We start from the raw sequence: 23266 nt of genomic DNA, 5'->3' as shown, positions 1-23266 counted from the left end.
TCGACACGGTCGTCAGCCTCGTCATGCGCAAGCCACTGCTTCGGCGGCCTCGGCCGGTACGCGAGTCGCTCGGCCCCGCCGTTGGACACCGACTGCGCCGGCAGCGCCGGGGCCGTCAATCCGGCAAGGGCTGTTCGGCCCAGATCGTCTTGCCTGCCGGGGTATGACGGCTGCCCCAGCGCTCGGCGACCTGGGCGACGAGCAGCAGTCCGCGTCCTCCCTCGTCGAAGACCCTGGCCCGCCGCAGGTGCGGGGCGGCGCTGCTGCCGTCGGAGACCTCGCAGACGAGTACCCCGGCGCGGATGAGCCGCAGCTCGATGGGTGCGCTGCCGTACCGGATGGCGTTGGTGACCAGCTCGCTGACGATCAGCTCGGTGGTGAACTCGAGCTCGGCCAGTCCCCAGGCGGCGAGTTGTTCACTCGCCATCCGGCGGGCCCCGGCGACGGCCGTGGGCCGCACGGGCAGCTGCCAGACACGTACCTGGTCGGCCCCGAGACGACGGGGGCGGGCCAGGAGCAGGACGATGTCGTCGGCCGCGGGTTCGGCACGCACCTTGCGCAGCACCTCCTCGCAGGCCTCCTCGAGGTCGGCGGACGGGCGCCGCAGCGCCTCGTTCAGCAGCTCCAGTCCGACGTCGATGTCACGCCCCGGGGTCTCGACCAGGCCGTCGGTGTAGAGGGCGAGCGTGCAGCCTTCGTCCACGTCGAACTGGGCGGCCTCGAAGGGCAGTCCGCCCAGGCCGAGCGGCGGCCCGGCGGGCAGGTCCAGGACGTGTGCGGTCCCGTCGGGTCTCACCAGGACGGGTGGCGGATGCCCGGCCCGGGCGATGTCGCACCGGCCGGCGACGGGGTCGTAGACGGCGTAGAGGCAGGTGGCCCCGACCTCCCCCGAGGTCTCCTCTCCCTGCCCTCGGGTGTCCGGGCCCTCCTCCCGGTCGAGGCGGATGACCAGGTCGTCCAGCCGGGTGAGCAGCTCGTCGGGCGCGAAGTCGGCGTCGGCGAGGGTGCGTACCGCGGTGCGCAGGCGGCCCATCGTGGCCGATGCGTGCACCCCTTGGCCCACGACGTCGCCCACCACCAGCGCGACCCGGCCGCCGGACAGTGCGATGACGTCGAACCAGTCGCCGCCGATCTCGTTCCCGGAACCGGCGGGGAAGTACCGGTGGGCGAGGTCCAGCGCCGGCGCTCGGGGTGGCCCCGCCGGCAGGAGGCTGCGCTGGAGGGTGATGGCGGTGTGGCGCTCGCGGGTGTAGCGGCGGGCGTTGTCGATGCTCAGCGCAGCCCGTGCGGCGATCTCCTCGGCGAGCACCAGGTCGTCCTCACCGAAGGCATCCGCGGTGCGGTGCCGGAGCAGGTGCATCACGCCCAGGGTGACGCCCCTCGCACGCAGCGGCACCATCATCACCGCGTGGATCCCGTATCTGCGCACGCTTTCGGCGCGTGCCGGGTGGGCCGTCGACCACTCGCGCAGCAGCGGGTCGCCCACCCGGTAGTAGGCTCCCCGGCCTGTGGTCAGTGCCTGAGCAGGTGGCGAACCGGGCGGGTAGACGTCGGTGTCACCCTCCGGGACCACGGATTCCGGACAGCCCCGCAGCACCGACCGTTGCGCGGTGCGGCGGAAGACGACCCTGGTGCCGGGCGGTATCGGTTGCGGCTCATGGCCCTGGACGACCGACTCCAGCAGGTCGACGGTGACGAAGTCGGCGAACCCGTCCACCGCCACCTCGGCCAGTTCTGCGGCCGTCCGGGCCACGTCCAGGGTGCTGCCGATACGCGCACTGGCGTCGTTGAGCACCGCCAGGCGGCGCCGGGCCCAGTACTGCCCGGTGATGTCGATCACCAGCGCCGACATTCCCAGCACCTCCCCTGCCCGGTTCTTCAGCGGGGAGAGGAAGACCGACCACGCGTGATCGCGGATCTCACCGGAGGCCCGGAAGGGCTGCTCCTCGCGAACGATCGTCTCGCCGGTGCGCACCACCTGCCGCTGAAGGCGGTCGATCTCGTCCAGGGGCGGGGCGGGATAGATCTCCCACAGCGTCTTGCCTCTCATCTCCTCCTGGGTGAGCCCCATGGCACGGCTCATCACCTGGTTGCAGGTCACGAACCGCGCCTCACGGTCGTAGACGGCCACCGGCAGTGGGAGTTGGGCGAGTGTGAGGTCCCACAGCTCCGTGGTCTCCGTGTCGGCCGGCCCGGCCGGATATGTCACGGCCGCCGGAGTGACGACCCAGGCCGTCCTGCCGTCCGCGTCCGCCAGCGGGGTGCCCCGCAGCTGCACCTTGACACGGTCTCCGTCCCGCTTCCGCAGCCCCACATCACTCGTCCACGGTTCGCCGGCGGCCACGTGGCGCCGCATGGCGAGGGGCAGCCGCACGGAAAGGAGGTGGGCGGCCGGTCGGCCCACCACCTCCTCGGGCTCGTACCCGAGCAGCCGCCCGGCTCCCGCGCTCCACACCATCACGGCGCCACGGGCGTCGATGACGACGGCGAAGTCCTCGGGCACCGCCGCGCCGCCTGTCCCTGTGGTCCTGCCGGGTTGGTTGTCCATGAGGTGTCCCGACCTCGCTCCCGCGCCTGCACGGCCTGCGTCACGTGTGAAGGGCGCTGCCTTCAGCATCCCGCCGCGGCCCACCTCGCTCAACCGGCCCCGGCCGCCCACAGGCTTGTCGGGGACGAGGAGACGTCCTGCAGTCCGTCGCAGACAGTCCGTGGGAGCGCTCTCAAGCGTAGCGGCGCGGGGCGCCTCACCCCCTCGCCGTACCTCCGAAAGTCCGCCCGGCGTCACGACAGCACCGTCCGCGGCGAAGACCCCACCGCGGACAGTGCAGGGACCGCACGACGCGCCCGGTTCCCCGGGCGCGTTCGTCTCCCTCGGAGGCGAGGCGTTCGGTCTCGCCGACGGCTTCGTCCAGGCACTCCGTGGTCACGCATCGCCGCCACGCTCGGCCCGGCCCGTCGGGGGCGGTGTCACACGCGGGTCCACCTCTGGCCGGCCTGGCCGTTACAGGTCGACAGGACCAGTGGGGTTCCGTTCGCGGTGCCCGCCCGGTCGGCGTCGAGGCACAGCCCGGCGTGGGCGTTCCGGATCGACCCGTCGGCGCCGACGGTCCACTTCTGGTTGTCCTGGCCGTTGCAGGACCAGGTGATGACACGGGTGCCCGGGGTGGTGCCCTGGTTGTAGGCGTCCAGGCACTTGTCGCCGTAGACGCGGATCTCGCCCCCGGCCCACGTGGTCCACAGCTGGTTGGCGGCCGTGTGGCAGTCCCAGAGCAGGACCGTGGCCCCGGCCGTGGTGGAGGCGTTGTCCACGTCCACACAGCGTGCGGATGCGTTGCCGCGCAACCGCGAGGTGGTGGCGGTCAGCGGGCTGCCACCGTGCACCCGGAACACGGCCACGCCGTGCGCGGGGACGCTCGCCGAGATCGGCCCGGACGTGCTGGACGTACCGCCGGTCCACAGGTCCGTCAGCGTGAACTGCCCGCCGGAGAGGCCGACTTGTGCGGCCGTGGTGGTGACCGTCGCGGTGCTCCCTCCCCGGTTGAACAGGCCCACGGCGACCGATCCGTCGGACAGGGGCTTGGCGAACACCTCGGTGTTGCCGTCGTCGCGCACCCTGCGCCCGCCCGCGCCCAGCGGGTCCTGGTTCACCGCCAGCAGCCGGGGGTTGCGCAGGATCGCGCTCACGTCGGCGGACATGGTGCGGATGTCGTTGCCGGCCATGAGGGGGGCCGAGAGCAGCGACCAGAGTGCGAAGTGGGAGCGGGACTCGGTCAGTGACAGGCCGGGGCGGCCCACGACCAGCATGTCGGGGTCGTTCCAGTGCCCCGGGCCCGACTGGGCCGCCAGCGGCGCGGTGACGTCAAGGACGTTGCCGACGCCCATCGGATAGCTGTTGGTGTTGCCGTTCTGCCAGATGTCGAGCAGGTCCTCGGTCGTCCGCCACAGGTCGGCGACCTCGCCCCAGTTGTACGTGGCGCCGGTGATGGCGTGGAAACTGTTGGGGTTGATGCTGTAGACGATCGGCCGCCCGGTGGCGCGCAGGGCGTCGCGCATCAGGCTGAACCGCGCGACCTGCTCGTCGCGGGTGCCGCTGGAGGAGCACCAGTCGTACTTGAGGTAGTCGACGCCCCACGAGGCGAACGTCGCGGCGTCCTGGGCCTCGTGCCCTCTGCTGCCCGTCGCACCCGGATAGGCGCCGGTGGTCTGCGCGCAGGTGCGTTCGCCCGGCACCTGGTAGATCCCGAACTTCAGGCCCTTGCTGTGGATGTAGTCCCCGAGCGCCTTCATCCCGCTCGGGAACTTGGTCGGGTTGGAGCGCAGGTTCCCCGCCGTGTCGCGCTGCGGATCGAACCAGCAGTCGTCGACCACCACGTACCGGTAGCCGGCGTCGCGCATGCCCGAGGACACCATCGCGTCGGCGGCCTGGCGCACCTGGGCCTCGGTGATCTGGCACCCGAAGCTGTTCCAGCTGTTCCAGCCGAGCGGCGGGGTGAGCGCCGGGCTGCCGGGCGCGGCCGAGGCGGTGGAGTGCGAGGAGGCGGTCACGGACGCGGTGACCGTCAGTGCGGCGGCGGCCAGGAGGCGGAGCAGTCGTCTGGCTGATCGTCCGGGCAATCGGGGGCTCCTTTGCCGAAGGGGTGCCGTGCGCGGGTGCCACGCAGGCTGATGTCAGGTGCATGTCATGAAGCAGGACACGGTGTCTCGGTCGTAGTTTCGAACACCATTCGGAAAGTCGGGCGTCTCGGATACTAGGGAGGCGCCCGGACATGTCAACACCGTCAGCCTCCTGGAAGTCCGGCGTGCGAGCCCCGACGGCCGAAAGCGCTCCACGCCGGTCCGTGCGCCCCGGACGTCCGTCCGGCGATCCGGGCCGGACCTCGACCGTCGAATGTTTCGAAACGGGAACCGAACCATGCGTGGCTCACATCGATCGGTTCCCGGCAGCCCGCCCACACGGGCCGGAGCGCCACGCGGTGGAGGCGGATCTAGTCTGGAAGCAGCCGCTGGAAACCAGCCCTGACGGCCCGGCAATCCGGACGGAGGCATGGCGCGTGGAGATGGCCGGCACGAAGGACGCGCCCACTGCCGTTGCCGTGGTGGGCCCGGACGGCATGGTGAGCGGCTGGAGCGAGGGAGGACGGCTGCTGCTCGGCTGGACCGCGCAGGACGTCATCGGCCGCCCGGTGGCCGATCTGCTGGCCGATCCCCCGCCGCCCGGCTTCCCCGAGGGCTACGGCACCGGCCCCGACCCCACGGGGTGCGTCTCCCTGCGCCACCGGAACGGCTCCACGGTGGACGCCGTCGTGACGGCCCAGCCACTGTCCGGGTCCGAAGGGCAGGCCCTGGGGCACGTGGTGACCGTCCAGCGCTGGGGACGTCGCCCGGTGATCGCCGACCGGGCCTTCGAGCAGTGTCCCTTCGCTCTCGGCGTGTACGACCCTGAACTGCGGTTCCTGTGGATCAACACCTCTTCGGGCCGGGTGATAGCGCACTCCGAGGAGCAGGTGCTCGGCAGGAAGTACCGCGAGGTGCTTCCCGAATTCGACCGCACGCTGTTTCCCGAAAGGGACGACAAGCCCTATACCGACAAGCTCGCCGAGGTGGCGAGGACGGGCGAGCCCGCGCGTCTCATCACCGTGTTCCGCCCGCGCGGCAGTGATTACGCCAATGCCTGGGCGACCAGCATATGGCCCGTCCGGGATGCCGAGGGCCGGGTCCGGGCGGTCGCCAACTGGGGATTCGACATGAGCGCCGAGTACTGGGCCCGGCAGCGCCTGCTCATCCTCAACGAGGCCGGCGGCGGCATCGGCCGGACACTCGACGTGATCGGCACCGCTCAGGAACTGGCCGGCACCCCGGTGCCCGGGTTCGCCGACCTCGTCACCGTCGATCTCTTCGACGAGGTGCTGCGCGGAGAGGAACCGCCCCCGGCGTCCGCGTTCACCCCAGGCGACACCATCGCGCTCCGGCGCGCCGCCCGGCACAGCGCGCGAGAGGACGGCGACCAACCTCCCGGAGCCACGACGCCGGTCAGCCACGCCCCCGGTTCCGTCACCACCCGCTGCATGGCCACCGGCAGGTCCACCGTCCAGCTCGCCGCCCGACCCGGCCAGGGCGGCGAATGGGCTTTCGGTCCCGGACTCGCCGCCGACCCGGCCCACTGGCCGCCGGGCAACCCGTTGATCGACGAGTCCATCGCCGGGGACGGGCTGACCGGCCGGATCACCGTGCCGCTCCGGGCGCGCGGCGCGCTGCTCGGTGTCGTCGCCTTCTCCCGCCGCGACCGCCCCGAGGCCTTCACCGCCGACGACCTGATCCTCGCCGAGGAGCTGACCACCAAGGCGGCCGTCGCCATCGACAACGCCCGCCGGTACTCACGTGAGCGGACGACCGCGCTGACCCTGCAGCGCAGCCTGCTGCCGCAGGGGCTGCCGAGCCAGGAGGCGGTCGAGGTGGCATCCCGCTACCTGCCCGGCGGAACCGGTACGGAGGTGGGCGGCGACTGGTTCGACGTCATCCCGCTGTCCGGCGCCCGGGTAGCCCTGGTCGTCGGCGATGTCGTCGGCCACGGCCTGCACGCATCGGCCAGCATGGGCCGGCTGCGCACGGCGGTCCGCACCCTCGCCGACGTGGACCTGCCGCCGGACGAGCTGCTGACCCATCTGGACGACCTGGTCCTGCACCTCGCCGACGACCTCCAGCCCCCCGGCCACTTCCAGCCGACCGGCGAGTCCGGGGCCACCTGCCTGTACACCGTCTACGATCCGGTCTCCCGGCACCTCACCCTGGCGAGCGCGGGCCATCCCCTGCCGCTGATCGTCTTCCCGGACGGCACCACGACGCCGGTGGCCGCACCTCCGGGACCACCGCTCGGCATCGGAGGCCTGCCTTTCGAGGCCGTCGAGCTGGAGCTGCCCGAGGACAGCCTGCTCGCCCTTTACACCGACGGACTGATGCGAAGCCGCGAGCGCGATGTCGACGAGGGGATCGCCGCGTTGCAGCGGGTCCTGCACCGCTCGGCCGGGTCGCTGGAGGCCCAGTGCGACGCGGTGATGGAGGCCATGCTCCCCGAGCGCCGCAGCGACGACGCCGCCCTGCTGCTCGCCCGCACTCGCGCGCTGGCTCGCCACCAGGTCGCCGACTGCGACGTCGAGCCCGACACCGCGCAGGTGCCGCACGCCCGGAAGTTCGCCGTCGACCAGGTGGACGCCTGGGGCCTGGAGGAGGCGGCCTTCGTCACCGAGCTGGTCGTCAGCGAGCTGGTCACCAACGCCATCCGGTACGGCGCACCGCCGATCAGGCTGCGGCTCATCCGCGACACTTCGCTGATCTGCGAGGTCTCCGACGGCAGCAACACCGCTCCGCACCTGCGCCGGGCCCGGGCCTTCGACGAGGGCGGCCGGGGCCTGCTGCTCGTCGCCCAGCTCACCCAGGGATGGGGCACCCGGCACACCACCGACGGCAAGACGATCTGGTGCGCGCAGCACCTCTCCCGGCCCGAACCGCACTGAGATCCGGCCCCGCGGACCGTGACGGCGTCCCTCGGCGCAGGATCCGCCGATGACAATCGTCACAGGAGCGGTCCAGGACCATCGTCGCCAAGCCGGCGCCACCGGCCCGGTCAGCCGTCCGCCGCGGCCGTGACGGTCGCGGGAGCCACCCCCGTCAGTTCGACGATGCGGTGCGGTGGCACACCGGCGGCCAGTGCGCGTCCGATCAGGCCGTCCCGGCCCTCCGCGCAGTCCCGGTAGGCCAGCAGCTCCTCCTCCAGCCGGGCGAGTGGCTCCGGCACCATCCGGTGGCGCACCCGGCTCAGCTCCTCGTCACTCAGCGGGACGGGCAGCCGTTCCGCCCCCTCGGGAATCGCCGCCGTCTCCTCCGGTGGCAGCAGGCGCAGGTGCGGGGAGGTCGGTGTGCTTCCCTGAGCGTCGAGCCACGCGCGTACCGCGGGAGTCTCCATGCACGCGAGATCACCGACGGCGACGGGGGCCACGCCGAGCGGCGCGGAGGCGTCGTCCAGCAGGAACAGATAGGCGTCGTCGGTCATCCTCGTCTCCTTCTCAACGGGGGCTGATGACGCCCCATTTACCCCGTCGCTCCGGGATTAGCGCAGGCTGGTGTAGGCCATAGGGGGGATGAGACGCGGAACGAAATGCAGCGTGTCCCCCACCGGAGGCCGTTCGAGCCGTGCTTTGTGGGGGACTCGAAACCTGGGTTAACCTGCGTCGTATTTCTCATCGCGCAGATCCGTGACAGCGGAAATGCACGCACGGAGGCCGGGCCGGCTCATCGGTCCGGGGGGTGTTCCGGGTCCTCGGTCGGGAGGGCTCTTGGGGAGCGGAACGAGGATGCGCATGACCAGCGACAGCACTGGGGTCGTCGACGCGGTGCCTGGCGATCAGGAGCTGAGAAGGCTCCTGGCCGGACTGACGGCCGTAAGGGACGGGGACTTCGGTACCCGGCTGCCGGACGACGCCGACGGCCTCATGGGCGATATCGCCAAGGTCTTCAACGGCATGGTGGACCAGTTGTCCGTCTTCACCTCCGAGGTCACCAGGGTGGCCCGGGAGGTCGGTACCGAGGGGACGCTCGGCGGGCAGGCGGAGGTGCCGGGCGTGTCGGGCACCTGGGCCGATCTGACCGACTCGGTCAACGCCATGGCGGGCAATCTGACCACCCAGGTCCGCGACATCGCCCAGGTGGCGACGGCGGTGGCCAAGGGCGACCTCTCGCAGAAGATCGACGTGCCCGCCCGGGGCGAGATCCTTCAGCTGAAGGAGACCGTCAACACGATGGTCGACCAGCTGTCCGCGTTCGCCGACGAGGTCACCCGCGTCGCCCGCGAGGTCGGCAGCGAGGGCCGGCTCGGCGGGCAGGCGCAGGTGCCCGGAGTGGCCGGGGTCTGGCGGGACCTGACCGACTCCGTGAACCACATGGCGGGCAACCTCACCAGCCAGGTCCGCTCCATCGCCCAGGTCACCACGGCGGTGGCGGAGGGCGACCTCTCCCAGAAGATCACCGTCGACGCGCGCGGCGAGATCCTGGAACTCAAGAGCACCATCAACACGATGGTCGACCAGCTCTCCGCCTTCGCCGACGAGGTCACCCGCGTCGCCCGCGAGGTCGGCACCGAAGGCCGCCTCGGCGGCCAGGCGGACGTCAAGGGTGTCAAGGGCACCTGGCGCGACCTCACCGACTCCGTGAACTTCATGGCCGGCAACCTCACCGGCCAGGTGCGCAACATCGCCCTGGTGGCGACCGCCGTCGCCAAGGGCGACCTCTCCCAGAAGATCACCGTCGACGCGCGCGGCGAGATCCTCGAACTCAAGAGCACCATCAACACGATGGTCGACCAGCTCTCCGCCTTCGCCGACGAGGTCACCCGCGTCGCCCGCGAGGTCGGCACCGAAGGCCGCCTCGGCGGCCAGGCGCAGGTGCGCGGGGTGTCGGGCACCTGGAAGGACCTCACCGACAACGTCAACGTGATGGCCTCCAACCTGACCGGCCAGGTCCGCTCCATCGCCCAGGTCGCCACCGCCGTGGCGCGCGGCGACCTGTCGCAGCGGATCACGGTGGAGGCCAAGGGCGAGGTCGCCGCGCTGGCGGAGGTCATCAACACGATGGTCGACACGCTGTCGGCCTTCGCCGACGAAGTGACCCGGGTGGCCCGCGAGGTCGGCACCGAGGGCCGCCTCGGGGGCCAGGCGCACGTGCCGAACGTCGCCGGCACCTGGAAGGACCTCACCGACAACGTCAACTCGATGGCCAACAACCTCACCGGCCAGGTCCGCAACATCGCGCTCGTGACCACCGCGGTGGCCAAGGGTGACCTGTCCAAGAAGATCGACGTCGACGCCCGGGGCGAGATCCTCGAACTGAAGACGACGATCAACACGATGGTCGACCAGCTCTCCGCCTTCGCCGACGAGGTCACCCGCGTCGCCCGCGAGGTCGGCACCGAAGGCCGCCTCGGCGGCCAGGCCGAGGTCGAGGGCGTCTCCGGCACCTGGAAGCGCCTGACGGAGAACGTCAACGAGCTGGCGGGCAACCTGACCCGGCAGGTCCGCGCGATCGCCGAGGTCACCAGCGCCGTCGCCGAGGGCGACCTGACCCGCTCGATCAACGTGGAGGCGTCCGGCGAGGTCGCCGAGCTCAAGGACAACATCAACTCGATGGTGGAGTCCCTGCGCGAGACCACCCGGGCCAACCAGGAGCAGGACTGGCTCAAGACGAACCTCGCCCGGATCTCGGGCCTCATGCAGGGGCACCGCGACCTGCCGGTGGTCGCCGAGCTCATCATGGACGAGCTGGTCCCGCTGGTGTCGGCCCAGTACGGCGCCTTCTACCTCGCCGAGGACGGCGACGAAGGGCCGGAACTGCGGCTGGTCGGCTCCTACGGTTACCCGGAGGAGAGCAGCCGTCCCACCCGCATCGCCTTCGGCCGCACCCTGGTCGGCCAGGCCGCGCGCAGCCGGCGCACCATCCTCGTGGACGAGGTGCCGCCCGGCTACGTGACCATCTCCTCGGGTCTCGGCGAGGTGGTGCCGACCGCGCTGGTGCTGCTGCCCATCGTGGTCGAGGGCCAGGTCCTCGGTGTCATCGAGCTGGCGTCGGTCACCCCGTTCACCCAGATCCACCGGGACTTCCTCGAGCAGCTGATGGAGACCCTCGGGGTCAACCTCAACACCATCGTGGCCAACGCCCGCACCGATGAGCTGCTCGTCGAGTCGCAGCGCCTCACGGCCGAACTCCAGGCCCGTTCCACCGAGTTGCAGGTACAGCAGGAGGAACTCCAGCGCTCGAACGCGGAACTGGAGGAGAAGGCCTCACTGCTGGTGGCCCAGAACCGGGACATCGAGGCGAAGAACCTGCAGATCGAGCAGGCGCGGCAGGAGCTGGAGACCCGGGCCCAGCAGCTGTCGCTGGCCTCGAAGTACAAGTCCGAGTTCCTGGCGAACATGAGCCACGAGCTGCGCACCCCGCTCAACAGTCTGCTCATCCTCGCCCAGTTGCTGGCCCAGAACCCCTCCCGCAACCTCACGCCCAAGCAGGTCGAGTACGCGCAGATCATCCACTCCGCCGGTTCGGACCTGCTCCAGCTGATCAACGACATCCTCGACCTGTCGAAGGTCGAGGCCGGCAAGATGGACGTCACGCCCGAACGGGTGGCGCTGCGCCAGCTCATCGAGTACGTCGAGGTCACCTTCCGGCCGATGACGACGCAGAAGGGCCTGGAGTTCACGGTGTCGACCGCGCCCGGCGCCCCGGCGGACCTGCTGACCGACGACTCCCGGCTGCGACAGGTGCTGCGCAACCTCCTGTCGAACGCGGTGAAGTTCACCGAGCAGGGCGAAGTGGAGCTGAGCATCGAGCCCGCGGCGGACGACGAGGTGCCCGAGGGCGTGCTCCGCGGCGGCGCCGTGGTGGCCTTCCGCGTGAAGGACACCGGCATCGGCATCCCGGAGCAGAACCTGGAGACGATCTTCGGCGCCTTCCAGCAGGCCGACGGCACGACGAGCCGCAAGTACGGCGGCACCGGCCTGGGCCTGTCCATCACGCGGGAGATCGCCCAGTTGCTCGGCGGCGCCGTCACGGTACACAGCACGCCCGGCCAGGGCAGCACGTTCACGCTCTTCCTGCCTGTGGCCCGGCCCGACTTCGAGGAGCTGCTCCGGCACGGCAGAGCCTTGGAGCGGACCTCGCCCGCCCCCCTGCCCGAAGGATCGTCCCCGTCGGCGCCGGCACCCCAGATCGGGCCCGGGCCGCGGCCCCGGCGGCTGCTGGTCGTGGAGGAGCGCTCGCGTGGTCTGCTGACCCTGGTCGCGGAGAGCGTGGTCGCCGACCTGTCGCACGGCCGTTCCGACGGCGGGCAGCGGCCGGAGGTCGACATCATCACCGCCGTGGGTGCGCAGGAGGCCGCCGGCGCCCTGGCCGCCGAGCCGTGCCACTGCGTCGTCCTGGAACTCGGCATGCGCGACGAGGAGGCTTCCCGCTTCCTCCAGGCCCTGGAGGGCGACTCGGCGCTGACGAGCGTCCCGGTGCTGGTGCACAGCAGTCACCCCACGGACCCCGCCCTGGAGGAGACCCTGCGGTCCCGCTCGGCGGGCGGGGCACTGGAGTTGCTGTCCAGCCTCGACGAACTGCGCGAGCGCATCGCCCTGCACCTGTCCGCCGAGGAACCCGGTGACGTGCTGTCCCTGGTCCGGCCCGAGGGGCCGCAGCAGCTGGCGCCGCCCTCCGTCGACGACAGCACGGCGGGCCGCACCGTCCTCGTCGTCGACGACGACGCGCGGAACCTCTTCGCGCTCAGCGGCATCCTGGAGCTGCACGGTTTCCGGGTGCTGCACGCCGAGAACGGACGCAGAGGCATCGAGACGCTGCTGAACAACCCGGACGTGGCGATCGTGCTGATGGATGTGATGATGCCCGAGATGGACGGCTACGCCGCGACGGCCGAGATCCGCAGGATGCCGCAGTACGCGGAGCTGCCCATCATCGCCGTCACGGCGAAGGCGATGCCCGGCGACCGGGACAAGAGCCTCGCCTCGGGCGCCAGCGACTACGTCACCAAGCCCGTCGACACGCGCGACCTCATCGCCTGCGTACGCCGCTGGCTTCCCGCATGAGGTCCCCGGTGCCCGTCCCGCACACCGGCGGGCCGGGCGCCCCGCAGCGCCCGTCGTCCCGCGCCCCAGGGCGCTCCAGCCGAGGAGCATCCACACCGTGAGCATGTCCGAGCAGTCGCGTGAGCCGGGTCAGGACGGTGAGCCGAAGCCCGACTCCGCCGCCGGGCCGGGGTCTTCTCCGTCGCCGTCGGTGCCGTCGGTACCGTCCGACGGCTCCTCGACGTCCGCCGAGGGGCGGCCGGTGACGGAGGACGGGCCGTCCGCGGACCTGGAGGGCCTGCCACCGGCGTCCCCGGTCGGCAGGCTCGCGGCCACCGTCGAACGGCTCAGCCGTGAGGTGCGGGTCGCGCAGGCCGAGGCCGAGGGGCGGGCCCTGATCGAGCTCGCCAAGGGTGTCCTGGTCGAGCGGCTGAAGTGCGGGCCGGCCCAGGCGGCCCGGCAGCTCGCCGAGTTGGCCGAGCAGGCCCAGGTCAGCCCGCTGGAACTCGCCGTCGACGTCATCAACCAGGCCGCCCGGGACCGGATGTCCGAGGTGACCGACGCGTTCCTCGCCGCCACCAGGGCCGCCGACGAGGCGGAGCCGGAGTCGGCCGCCGTGCGCCTGCGCGCGGCCGAGAGCGGTGTGCTGGCGGCGGACGACACCCAGGCCGTCGCGGACGCCCTGCTGGAACAGGCGCTGCGGCCGCTCGGCGCGGTGGCGGTGGCCATATGGGCCGCGGGTGCCGACGGGTCGCTCACCCTGGCGGGGAGTGCCGGTTTCTCGCCGGCCGAGGCCACGCGCTGGCGTTACGTCCCGCCGGACGTGGTGACGGTGGCACGGCGGGGCCTCATCGAACGCGACGGGCAGTGGATCACCGCCCTCGGGGAGACCGGCCTGCCCAGCATCGGCCTGCACCACCATCCCGACGGCGGCAGGGTCGCCCTGCCCGCGGGCACGGGCGGGCGTGTGCACGGGGTGCTGGAGATCGCCTGGCCCGCTCCCCTGGAGCCGCAGCCGCCGCAGATCGTCCGTCAGGTGGAGGCGCTTGCCGAACTGTGCGCGCACACCCTGGAGATGTACACGCCGCCGCAGCCAGGGGCCCAGGAGCCGAGGGTCCTGCCGGACGCGGCGGAGTTGATGGACCTGGCCGACGGGCTGCACGACCCCGCCCTGGTCCTGGTGCCGCACCTGGACGGTGACGGGCATCTGGCGGACTTCCGCATCCAGCACGTCAACAGCCGTTTCCTGGACCCGGCGGGCCGGCCCCGGGCGGTCGTGAGCGGCGCTCTGCTGCTGGAGGCCTACCCGATGGCCGCCGGGGACAGCGAGCTGTTCCAGCGTGTGGAGCGTGTCTACGCCACCGGTGAGCCGTTCCGGACCCGCCGGATGAACCTCACCGCTCTGGTCGACCAGGTTCCCCTCTCCGCGGTCGCGGACATCAGCATCAGCAGGCACGGCAGCGCCGTCCTGCTGATCTGGCGCATCGAGGACGAGACGGCACGCCTGGCGAGCCTGCTGCAGCACGCCCAGCGTCTCGGCCGGATCGGCGGCTTCGAGGAGAACGTGCTGACCGGCGAGATCACCTGGAACGGGCAGCTCTTCGATCTCTACGGGCGCCCGCAGTCGAGCACCCCGGTGCCCCTGGAGGAGCTGCCGTCCCACGCGCACCCGGACGACGGTGTCTCCATCCGCCGTTTCCTGCGCACGCTGCTGCACCACCGGCGGCCGGCGGCCGCGGCGTTCCGGCTGCAGCGGCCGGACGGGGTGACCCGTCACATCCGGATCGTCGCCGAGCCCGTGCTCGACACCGACGGCCGGCTGCTGCTGCTCCGCGGCGCCTGCCAGGACATCTCGTCCCAGCACTGGACGGAGGTGGCGCTCGCCGCCACCCGCGACCAGCTGGCGCACACCGAGCAGCAGGCCACCGAACGCAACCGGCTGACGCTGCAGTTGCAGCACGCGATCATGCCGCCGACGCAGGCGCCGCTGCAGGTGACCGGTCTTCAGGTGGCCGTCCGCTACCGGCCCGCCGAGACGGAGCAACTGGTGGGCGGCGACTGGTACGACACCGTCGTGCTGCCGTCCGGGCTGGTGCTGCTGTGTGTGGGGGACGTGGCGGGGCACGGCATCGAGGCCGCCACCAGCATGGTCGTCCTGCGCAACGCGCTGCGCGGCCTCGCCGTGACCGGCGCCGGGCCGGGCCAGCTGCTGTCCTGGCTCAACATCGTGGCGCACCATCTGACGGGCGCCGTCACCGCGACGGCGGTGTGCGGGCTCTACGACCCCGTGCGGCGGACGCTGCGCTGGGCCAGGGCCGGCCACCTGCCGCCCGTGCTCGTCCGGGACTCCGAGGCCACTCCCCTGCCCCTGGTCAAGGGACTGCTCCTCGGCGCCGTACCGGATGCCACGTACGAGGAGGAAGAGATCCAACTGGCACCGGGGGACACCCTGTTGATGTACACGGACGGTCTGATCGAACGCCGCGACCGGCCCGTGGAGGAGTCCCTGACCCATCTGCTGACCACCGCGCGCACGGCACCCGCCAGCCTCGACCAGCAACTGGACCGCCTGCTGACCTACAGCAAGTCGGACACGGACGACGACACGTGCATCGTCGGCATCCGGGTCGGGTAGTCGGCACAGGTGCCCTGGCGGCCGTCACGACCACCGGCGAGGCGGAGGCCGCGTGCCGTCACGGACCCGGCTACGGCAGCGTGATGCCGAGCCGCTCCGCCAGCTCCTGGGCGCCGACGCCGTACGTCTCCCGGATGCGTACGCCGTCGGGGCCGACGTCGAAGACACCGCAGTCCGTGTAGACGCGGCTCACACAACCGGCGCCGGTGAGCGGGTAGGTGCACCGCGGCACGAGCTTCGGCTCACCGGAGCGGGTGAAGAGCGTCATCATCACGTAGACCTCCTTGGCGCCGATGGCGAGGTCCATGGCGCCGCCCACGGCGGGTATGTCGCCGGGTTTGCCGGTGTGCCAGTTGGCGAGGTCGCCGTCGAAGGCGACCTGGTACGCGCCCAGGACGCAGACGTCGAGGTGCCCGCCGCGCATCATCGCGAAGGAGTCGGCGTGGTGGAAGTACGCCGCCCCCGGCAGCTCGGTCACGGGGACCTTGCCGGCGTTGGTCAGGTCGGGGTCGATCGCGTCGCCCTCGGCCTTCGGCCCCATGTTGAGCATGCCGTTCTCGGTGTGCAGCACCACCCCGGAGTCGGCCGGCAGGTGGTCGGCGATCCTGGTGGGCTGCCCGATACCGAGGTTGACGAAGGAACCGGCCGGGATGTCGCGTGCGATGACGGCGGCCAGCTCGTCCATCGAGAGTCGGTGTCCGGCGCCTGTCGGCGCCCCCGCGTACCCGGTCATCGTGCCCCCCGCACGGTGTAGTGACGGGCCGTCACCTGGACGACCCGGTCGACGTAGACGGACGGAGTGACGATGGCCTCGGGGTCGAGCTTCCCGGCCTCGACTACCTGGTCGACCTGGACGATGGTCGTGGTCGCGGCCGTTGCCATGACCGGCCCGAAGTTGCGGGCGGTCTTGCGGTAGACGAGGTTGCCCATCGTGTCCGCGGCGTGCGCGCCGATCAGCGCGTAGTCGCCCTTGATCGGGTACTCCAGCAAGTACGTGCGGCCGTCGATCTCGCGCTGCTCCTTGCCCTCGGCCAGCGGCGTGCCGACCGCGGTCGGGCAGTAGAACGCGCCGATGCCGGCACCGGCCGCGCGCATCCGCTCGGCGAGGTTGCCCTGCGGCACCACCTCGAGCTCGATCTTCCCCGCGCGGTAGAGGCCGTCGAAGACCCAGGAGTCGGCCTGGCGCGGAAAGGAGCACAGCACCTTGCGCACCCGGCCGGCGGCCAGCAGGGCGGCCAGCCCGACGTCGCCGTTCCCGGCGTTGTTGGAAACGACGGTGAGGTCCTTCGCGCCCTGCCGGATGAGCGCGTCGATCAGATCGAACGGCATCCCGGCCAGGCCGAATCCGCCGACGAGAACGGTGGACCCGTCCTCGATCCCGGCGACCGCCGCGTCGGTGCTTTCGAGGATGCGCGCCCTGCTCACCGGCCCACCTCCGTGGCGTCGCAGTTCTCGAGTACTACGGCCAGCCCCTGGCCGACCCCGATGCAGATCGCGGCGACGCCGTAGCGCTGCCGTGACTCGCGCAGCACCTTGGCCAGCGTGGCGAGGATGCGGCCACCCGAGGCACCCAGCGGGTGGCCGATCGCGATGGCCCCGCCCTTCTGGTTGACGATGGCGGGGTCGACCTTCCACGCGTCGAGGCAGGCGAGCGACTGCACGGCGAAGGCCTCGTTGAGCTCCACCGCGCCCACCTGGTCCCAGCCGATCCCCGCCCTGGCCAGCGCGCGGTCGGCCGCCTCCACCGGGGCGTAGCCGAAGGCCTGCGGCTCCAGCGCCGTCACGCCGCGGCCGGCGATGCGGGCGATCGGGTCGGCGCCGATCGTGGCCGCGGCCTTCTCGCTGCCCAGCAGCACCGCACAGGCACCGTCGCTGAGCGGGCTGGCGTTGCCCGCGGTGATGGTGCCGCCCTGCTCCGGTGCGCGGAAGACCGGCTCTAGTCCGGCCAGTACCTCCGGTGTGGAGCCGGCTCGGATGCCCTCGTCGCGGGTGAGGTCCACGCCCCCGACCGGCACCACCAGGTCGTCGTAGAAGCCCGACTCCCACGCCGCGTGGGCGCGTTGGTGGGATCGGGCGGCGAACTCGTCCTGTCGCTCGCGGGAGATCCCGAACCGCTCCCGCAGTTGTTCGTTGGCCTCGCCGAGGCTGACGGTCCACTCCTTCGGCATCAGCGGGTTCACCAGCCGCCAGCCGAGGGTGGTGGAGACCGCGGTGACGTCGCCGGCCGGGAACGGTTTCGCCGGCTTGGGCATCACCCACGGCGCGCGGGTCATCGACTCCACGCCGCCGGTCAGCACCACGTCGGCGTCGCCGCACTCGATCGCCCGGCCGGCGATCATCGCCGCGTCCAGGCTCGAGCCGCAGAGCCGGTTGACCGTGGTGCCGGGCACGCTCACCGGCAGCCCGGCGAGCAGCGCGGCCATACGGCCGACGTTGCGGTTCTCCTCGCCGGCGCCGTTGGCGTTGCCCCACACCACGTCGTCGATCGCACAGTGGTCGAGGCCCGGCACCCGGGCGAGCGTCGAGGTGATCACGGCGGCGGCGAGGTCGTCGGGACGGACGCCGGCCAGCGCGCCGCCCAGGCGGCCGAACGGCGTGCGCGTCGCGGCGTAGAGGAAAGCACTCATGGCAGCGACGCTAGCCCCGGGCCGCGATATTCTGAAGTACGCATATCAGAGCCGATTGATATGGACGACATATGGATCTGCGTCACCTGCGGTACTTCGTGGCGGTGGCCGAGGAACGCCACTTCGGCCGCGCCGCCGAGCGGCTCCACATGGCCCAGCCGCCGCTCTCCCAGCAGATCCGCCAGCTGGAGGCCGAGCTCGGCGTCGAGCTGCTCCACCGCACCACCCGCCGCGTCGACCTCACCGAGGCCGGCCGGGCCTACCTGGAACGGGCTCGCGCGATCCTCGCCGACGTCGGCGAGGCCGCCCACCACGCACGCCGCGTCGCGGCCGGCTCGGTGGGGCACCTCGCGATCGGATGCGTGGGCTCGGCGACGTACAGCCTCCTGCCGGCGCTTTCCCGGCGGCTCACGAAGGAGCTCCCGGGCGTCGACTTCTCCTTCCGCGGTGAGATGCTCGCACCCGACCAGGTCGAGGCGCTGCGCACCGGCGCGATCGACGTCGCGCTGCTGCGCCCGCCGGCGGCCGACCTCTCTCTCGCCGTGCACACCCTGCGACAGGACCGGCTCGTCGTCGCCGTACCCGTCGACCATCCTCTCGCCCGCCGGGCACGGCTGCGTGCCGCGGACCTCGCCGGGGCCGAACTGATCGTGCATTCCGCCGGCCGCCGGTCGGTGATGTACGACGTCGTACTGGGCCTCCTGCGCGACGCCGGGGTCGAGCCGCGCATCCGCCACGAGGTCGGCGAGACCTCGACGCTGGTCACGCTCGTGGCCGGCGGCCTCGGCATCGCCGTTGTGCCCGAGCCCGTGACCGCGCTGGCGCTCGCCGGGGTCGTCTACCTGCCGCTGGCCGGGGCCGACGCACGGGTGGAGCTGGCCGTCGCCCACCGCGCCGACCGCTCGGAGCCGCACCTGGAGCGCACCGTGGGGGTCATCCGGGCGGCACTCTGAGCGCCGGCCGCGTGCGGGCACGACGCGCGCCTGTATCACCTGCGCGAACGGGGGTATCGGGGGAAGCGTGCCGTATAGCCGTTCGAAACAGAGGAGTCACCGTGCCGTCCGCTGACGTCGTCGAGCTCATCCTGCAGGACCACCGCCGGATGGAAGAGCTCTTCCGCACGATGCGCAACGTCGAAGCCGACCGCGCCGCCGCGCTGGAGGAGTTCGCGGACCTGCTCATCGCGCATGCCTCGGCCGAGGAGGACAAGGTCTACCCCGCTCTGCGCCGCTACAAGAACGTGGACGGCGACGATGTCGACCACGGTGTCCACGAGCATCACGAAGCCAACGCGGCGCTGCTCGCCCTGCTGGAGGTGGACGACACCGCGTCCGCCGAGTGGGAGGACAAGCTGGAGGAGCTGGTCACGGCCGTCAACCACCACGCGGACGAGGAGGAGCGGACCCTCCTCAACGACGCCCGGCAGAACGTCGGCGACGACCGCCGGGCCGAGCTGGGCCGGATGTTCCGTCAGTCGCGCTCCCAGTACCTTGAGGCCGGCTGCGGCAGTGTCGAGAACGTGCGGAAGCTGGTGGCCTCCGCCGACGACTGATCTTCTTCGTCACCGGCGTCACGGAGCGGCGGCGGCCCGCCGAGGCGACCCTCGCGGCCGCCGTCCCCAGCGCCTTCGAAGCTGCCGTGCCGTTCGCGGTCAGCGGTTCGTCGCACACACGGTTTCCCGAGGGGGGAAGGCATGACCAGCACCCAGGACGCACCGTCGTCACCCGTCCGCGGCGCGGACGCCGAAGCCACCCCCGCCGAGCGGGCGGAACGCATACGGCGCCGGCTGGAGCGTCTGATCGGCGTCGCCGCCACCGAGGGAAACGCGCTGGTCGCCTTGCGCAACGGGGACGAGATCTTCCCGGCGATGCTCGACGCCATCCGCTCCGCCCGTCACACGGTGGACATGATGACGTTCGTGTACTGGAAGGGCGACATCGCCCGGGATTTCGCACACGCGCTGGCCGACCGCGCCCGGGCCGGGGTCCGGGTGCGGCTGCTGCTGGACGGCTTCGGCAGCCGGCTGATCGACAAGGACCTGCTGGCGGAGATGGGCCGGGCTGGCGTCCAGGTGTCCTGGTTCCGCAAGCCGCTGTACCTGTCGCCGCTCAAGCAGAACCACCGCTGCCACCGCAAGGTGCTGGTCGTGGACGAGGAGGTGGCCTTCACCGGCGGTGTGGGGATCGCCGAGGAGTGGTGCGGCGACGCCCGCAACCCGCACGAGTGGCGGGACACCCACGTCAAGGTGCGCGGGCCGGCCGTGGACGGTATCGCGGCGGCGTTCGCGCAGAACTGGGCGGAGTGCCACGACGAACTCTTCGACGAACGCGACCGGTTCAACGGCCATGACCGCCAGGGCGACGCGGTGGTGCAGGTGGTGCGCGGTTCGGCCGGATTCGGCTGGCAGGACATGCAGACCCTGATCCGGGTCATGATCGAGTCCGCCGAGGAGCGGTTCCGGCTGGCCACCGCCTACTTCTCCCCGGACGCCTACTTCGTCGATCTGCTGTGCGCCGCCGCCCGGCGCGGGGTGGCGGTGGAGATCCTGCTGCCCGGGCCGCACACCGACAAGCGGGTGTGCCAGCTGGCCGGACACCACTTCTACGAGAGACTGCTCTCCTGCGGAGTGAAGATCCACCAGTACCAGCCGACCATGCTCCACACCAAGGTCATCACCGTGGACCGCACGGCGGCCCTCGTCGGGTCGACCAACTTCAACCGGCGCTCCCTGGACCACGACGAGGAAGTCATGCTCGCCGTCCTGGACGAGGAGTTCACCGCGACCCTGGACGCGCACTTCGACGCCGACACGGAGGCCGCCGAACTCATCCGGGCGGGCCGCTGGAAGAGGCGCGCCGTGATCCAGCGGGCCCGTGAGGCCGTCGTCCGGCCCATCCGGCGCTTCCTGTAATCCGGAGCCGCCCGTCGCCCCGCTTCTCCCACGTGGCCCCACACCCGATCCGCCACGCGGCGACCTTCCGTGTCCCCCGCTTCACGCGGCTGTTTTTTCACGCCCGGGTTGCTCCCGGTAGCGAGGAGAGCGCCCCGGGCGCCGCTCCCTTCCGGGCCGCGGGCAGACGCGTCCGGCACAGCCGGCCGTCGACGACGGGGCACCACGTCGAAACGATTCCCCGCGTCCGCGCGACCGGACCGCGCAACCCGGGGGTACGCCGGTACATGCCGGAGTGAAAGGGGCGCACGCCCCGGGGCGTTCGGATTATGCACATAATCCGACCTTCTCGCATGCTCTTGCATCGGCCTGGCGATCCGAAGCTGACTGGTGCTGCCGCCGCTTCCTGGCCCGGGCTCCCGACGAGCCCGGACCGGCAAGGGGAGCGGTCCGGCAACCCGTATGTGAGGAGTAGTCATGAAGAAGGCCTACGAGGCACCTACGCTCGTCCGGCTCGGCACTTTCCGGAAGGAGACCGGGCTCCTCGGGAACTCCGGCAACGACCGGCTCATGCTGAGCAAGAACTGACGGGACGGTCCTTGACCCGACGTCATGACTGAACTGCACGAAAGTGCGGGGACGGGCCCCGGCGACGCGCACTTCGCGGTCTTCACGGACCGTGCGGACGCGGCCGCCGTGGCCCGCTCCTTCGCCCGCCCCGGAAGCCGGACCCTCACCCACGCGTCGGGCCGGCCCTGGCTGGTCGGTCACTGGCACGACGACGACGTCCTCGTCGCTCACGCCGGCGGCACCTCAGTCGCCGTGGTCGGCTGCTGCCCGGCCGATCCCGAGGAACTGCGGCGCCGTGCCGCACGGCTGCGTGACCTGGCGGAGCTCGACGCACTGGCTCGCTCCCTGCCCGGCAGTTTCCATCTCGTCGGCGCCCTCGACGGGAGCGTCAGAGTGCAGGGCACCGCCTCCGGGCTGCGCCTCGTCTTCCACGCCGAGATCGACGGCGTGCGCGTGGCCGCGACCCGGGCCGACACGCTCGCCACCGTTCTGGGCCTCGACCCCGATGTGGAACAACTGGCCGTGAGGTTGCTGTGGCCTGCTCCGTATCCGCTGTTCGAGACATCGATGTGGCGCCGGGTCACCGCCGTTCCCCCGCAGGACGCCGTGATCGTCGGCGCGGACGGCCGCACCGTACGGCACACCCGGTGGTGGACGCCGCCGGAGCCGGACCGGCCGCTCAGGGAAGCGGCACCGCTCATCCGGACAGCGCTGGAGGAGGCCGTCGGCGCACGTACCCGTCAGGGTGGTGTGGTGAGCTGCGACCTCTCAGGCGGCCTGGACTCGACCTCCGTCTGCTTCCTGGCCGACCGCTCCCCCGCCCGTGTCGTGGCCGGCACCTGGCCGGGACGCGATCCGGCGGACACCGACCTGCACTGGGCCGAGCGGGCGATCGGGCACCTCCCGGACGTCGAGCACGTGGTCTGGGACCCCGATGCCACGCCGCTGGTCTACGAGGACCTGCTCGGCATCGACGACCTTCTCGACGAACCCACCATCGGGGTCATGGACCGCTCCCGGGTCCTGCACCACCTGCCCGGCCTCGCCGCACGCGGCAGCCGGTTGCACCTGACCGGCATCGGCGGTGACCACGTGGCATGGTGCTCCGAGGCCTACTACCACCGGCTGCTGCGCACCCGGCCCCTGTTCGCCCTGCGTCAGCTGCGTGGGTTCCGGGCTCTCTGGCACTGGCCACTCGGCGGCACGGTCCGCGCTCTCGCCGACTCACGGCCGTACGGAAAGTGGCTCACCGACGCCGCCCACCGTCTGCGTGACCCCTCGCCCTCGTCCGTCGCGACGGGTCTCGGCTGGGGCAGGGCCCCGCGCCTGTTCGGCTGGATGACACCGGAGACGGAACGGATGGCTCGCCGGGCACTGCTCGATGCCGCCCCGACCGCCTCGCCGCTCCATCCGGACCGTGGACTGCACTCGGACCTGGAACAGATCCGCTCGTCCACCCGCATCATCCGGCAGTGGGACCGGATGGCGGCCCGCGCCGGCCTGCCGATGGCCTCTCCCTTCCTCGACGACCGCGTCATCGAGGCTTGTCTCGCCGTACGTCCGGGCGAGCGGGTCTCGCCCTGGCGGTACAAGCCCGTCCTGACCACGGCCATGCGCGGGATCGTGCCCGAGGAGTGCCTGCGGCGCAGCAACAAGGCCACGGCCTCGAGGGACGCCGCGGACGGACTGCGTGAACACCGCGCCGACCTGCTGGCCCTGTGGGAGGACTCGCGGCTGGCGGAGCTGGGCCTGGTGGACGGCGCCGAGCTGCGCCGCCTCGCTCTGCGGCCCGCCTCACGTGGGCTGTCCGAGGCCATCCTCTACTCGACGATCGCCGCCGAGGTGTGGCTGCGGGGACTGGCCCGCGGCCACACCCGAGTCCGGGTCCCCTGACCCGTTCACCGTCGGCCACCTCGGTCACGCCGGCCAGGTCGGACGC

Annotated in this window: 14 protein-coding genes; 8 read left to right on the top strand and 6 right to left on the bottom strand. The window is 71.8% G+C overall.

What is annotated here, in order from left to right:
- Positions 1 to 115 precede the first annotated feature (115 nt).
- Positions 116 to 2548 (bottom strand): SpoIIE family protein phosphatase, encoded by a 2433-nt coding sequence (locus IE212_RS22320; protein WP_190199669.1) that lies wholly within the window; start codon positions 2546 to 2548, stop codon positions 116 to 118.
- Positions 2549 to 2967: 419 nt separating this feature from the next.
- The gene (locus IE212_RS22315) at positions 2968 to 4614 is read right to left on the bottom strand and encodes a glycoside hydrolase family 27 protein (protein WP_190199668.1); all 1647 of its coding nucleotides are present in this window, start codon (positions 4612 to 4614) and stop codon (positions 2968 to 2970) included.
- Between the two features lie 443 nt (positions 4615 to 5057).
- On the opposite strand from IE212_RS22315, the gene IE212_RS22310 reads away from it, so the two are divergent.
- Entirely contained in the window at positions 5058 to 7511 is a 2454-nt protein-coding gene (locus IE212_RS22310; protein ID WP_190199667.1) for an ATP-binding SpoIIE family protein phosphatase, read from the top strand.
- A gap of 110 nt (positions 7512 to 7621) precedes the next feature.
- Here IE212_RS22310 and IE212_RS22305 read toward each other — a convergent pair whose 3' ends face one another.
- Positions 7622 to 8047, bottom strand: a complete 426-nt coding sequence (locus IE212_RS22305; protein WP_190199666.1) for a DUF6003 family protein — start codon at positions 8045 to 8047, stop codon at positions 7622 to 7624.
- Between the two features lie 307 nt (positions 8048 to 8354).
- On the opposite strand from IE212_RS22305, the gene IE212_RS22300 reads away from it, so the two are divergent.
- Both IE212_RS22300 and IE212_RS22295 read left to right on the top strand, forming a co-directional pair.
- Positions 8355 to 12626 (top strand): HAMP domain-containing protein, encoded by a 4272-nt coding sequence (locus IE212_RS22300; RefSeq protein ID WP_190199665.1) that lies wholly within the window; start codon positions 8355 to 8357, stop codon positions 12624 to 12626.
- Positions 12627 to 12723: 97 nt separating this feature from the next.
- Positions 12724 to 15240: a SpoIIE family protein phosphatase gene (locus IE212_RS22295; RefSeq protein ID WP_229864510.1), complete on the top strand. Its 2517-nt coding sequence runs from the start codon at positions 12724 to 12726 to the stop codon at positions 15238 to 15240.
- Positions 15241 to 15310: 70 nt separating this feature from the next.
- On the opposite strand, the gene IE212_RS22290 is transcribed toward IE212_RS22295, so the two are convergent.
- The 3 genes from IE212_RS22290 to IE212_RS22280 are packed head-to-tail and all read right to left on the bottom strand — an operon-like array spanning position 15311 to position 17867.
- A complete protein-coding gene (locus tag IE212_RS22290) occupies positions 15311 to 15925 on the bottom strand; it encodes a 3-oxoacid CoA-transferase subunit B (RefSeq protein WP_373301420.1) in 615 nt (204 codons plus the stop codon).
- Positions 15926 to 15969: 44 nt separating this feature from the next.
- The gene (locus IE212_RS22285; protein WP_190199663.1) at positions 15970 to 16665 is read right to left on the bottom strand and encodes a 3-oxoacid CoA-transferase subunit A; all 696 of its coding nucleotides are present in this window, start codon (positions 16663 to 16665) and stop codon (positions 15970 to 15972) included.
- Complete coding sequence (locus IE212_RS22280) at positions 16662 to 17867, bottom strand: thiolase family protein (RefSeq protein WP_190199662.1); 1206 nt, start codon at positions 17865 to 17867, stop codon at positions 16662 to 16664. Before IE212_RS22280 ends, IE212_RS22285 begins: the two co-directional genes overlap by 4 nt.
- Before the next feature lie 71 nt (positions 17868 to 17938).
- On the opposite strand from IE212_RS22280, the gene IE212_RS22275 reads away from it, so the two are divergent.
- The 5 genes from IE212_RS22275 to IE212_RS22255 all read left to right on the top strand — a co-directional run bounded on the left by IE212_RS22275 (position 17939) and on the right by IE212_RS22255 (position 23220).
- On the top strand, positions 17939 to 18820 hold the full coding sequence (locus IE212_RS22275; protein WP_190199661.1) for a LysR family transcriptional regulator: 882 nt from the start codon (positions 17939 to 17941) through the stop codon (positions 18818 to 18820).
- A gap of 101 nt (positions 18821 to 18921) precedes the next feature.
- Entirely contained in the window at positions 18922 to 19419 is a 498-nt protein-coding gene (locus IE212_RS22270) for a hemerythrin domain-containing protein (RefSeq protein ID WP_190199660.1), read from the top strand.
- A 141-nt stretch (positions 19420 to 19560) separates the two neighbouring features.
- Positions 19561 to 20778, top strand: coding sequence for a phospholipase D-like domain-containing protein (locus IE212_RS22265; RefSeq protein ID WP_190199659.1), 1218 nt, complete (start codon positions 19561 to 19563; stop codon positions 20776 to 20778).
- Positions 20779 to 21234: 456 nt separating this feature from the next.
- A complete protein-coding gene (locus tag IE212_RS22260; protein WP_190199658.1) occupies positions 21235 to 21345 on the top strand; it encodes a keywimysin-related RiPP in 111 nt (36 codons plus the stop codon).
- Positions 21346 to 21369: 24 nt separating this feature from the next.
- Positions 21370 to 23220, top strand: a complete 1851-nt coding sequence (locus IE212_RS22255; protein WP_190199657.1) for a lasso peptide isopeptide bond-forming cyclase — start codon at positions 21370 to 21372, stop codon at positions 23218 to 23220.
- Positions 23221 to 23266 lie beyond the last annotated feature (46 nt).

This window comes from Streptomyces djakartensis, assembly GCF_014651075.1.
Taxonomy (GTDB): Bacteria; Actinomycetota; Actinomycetes; order Streptomycetales; family Streptomycetaceae; genus Streptomyces; species Streptomyces djakartensis.
The sequence above is the reverse complement of the archived record's forward strand: the minus strand, read 5'-3'. Positions and strand labels throughout refer to the sequence as shown.

What these genes read in the sequence shown, in the direction of transcription:
- IE212_RS22265 (WP_190199659.1), top strand. Translation starts at nt 19,561, where the DNA reads ATGACCAGCACCCAGGACGCACCGTCGTCACCCGTCCGCGGCGCGGAC.
- IE212_RS22300 (WP_190199665.1), top strand. Translation starts at nt 8,355, where the DNA reads ATGACCAGCGACAGCACTGGGGTCGTCGACGCGGTGCCTGGCGATCAG.
- IE212_RS22255 (WP_190199657.1), top strand. Translation starts at nt 21,370, where the DNA reads ATGACTGAACTGCACGAAAGTGCGGGGACGGGCCCCGGCGACGCGCAC.
- IE212_RS22305 (WP_190199666.1), bottom strand. Translation starts at nt 8,047, where the DNA reads ATGACCGACGACGCCTATCTGTTCCTGCTGGACGACGCCTCCGCGCCG.
- IE212_RS22260 (WP_190199658.1), top strand. Translation starts at nt 21,235, where the DNA reads ATGAAGAAGGCCTACGAGGCACCTACGCTCGTCCGGCTCGGCACTTTC.
- IE212_RS22290 (WP_373301420.1), bottom strand. Translation starts at nt 15,925, where the DNA reads ATGGACGAGCTGGCCGCCGTCATCGCACGCGACATCCCGGCCGGTTCC.
- IE212_RS22280 (WP_190199662.1), bottom strand. Translation starts at nt 17,867, where the DNA reads ATGAGTGCTTTCCTCTACGCCGCGACGCGCACGCCGTTCGGCCGCCTG.
- IE212_RS22275 (WP_190199661.1), top strand. Translation starts at nt 17,939, where the DNA reads ATGGATCTGCGTCACCTGCGGTACTTCGTGGCGGTGGCCGAGGAACGC.
- IE212_RS22320 (WP_190199669.1), bottom strand. Translation starts at nt 2,548, where the DNA reads ATGGACAACCAACCCGGCAGGACCACAGGGACAGGCGGCGCGGCGGTG.
- IE212_RS22310 (WP_190199667.1), top strand. Translation starts at nt 5,058, where the DNA reads ATGGCCGGCACGAAGGACGCGCCCACTGCCGTTGCCGTGGTGGGCCCG.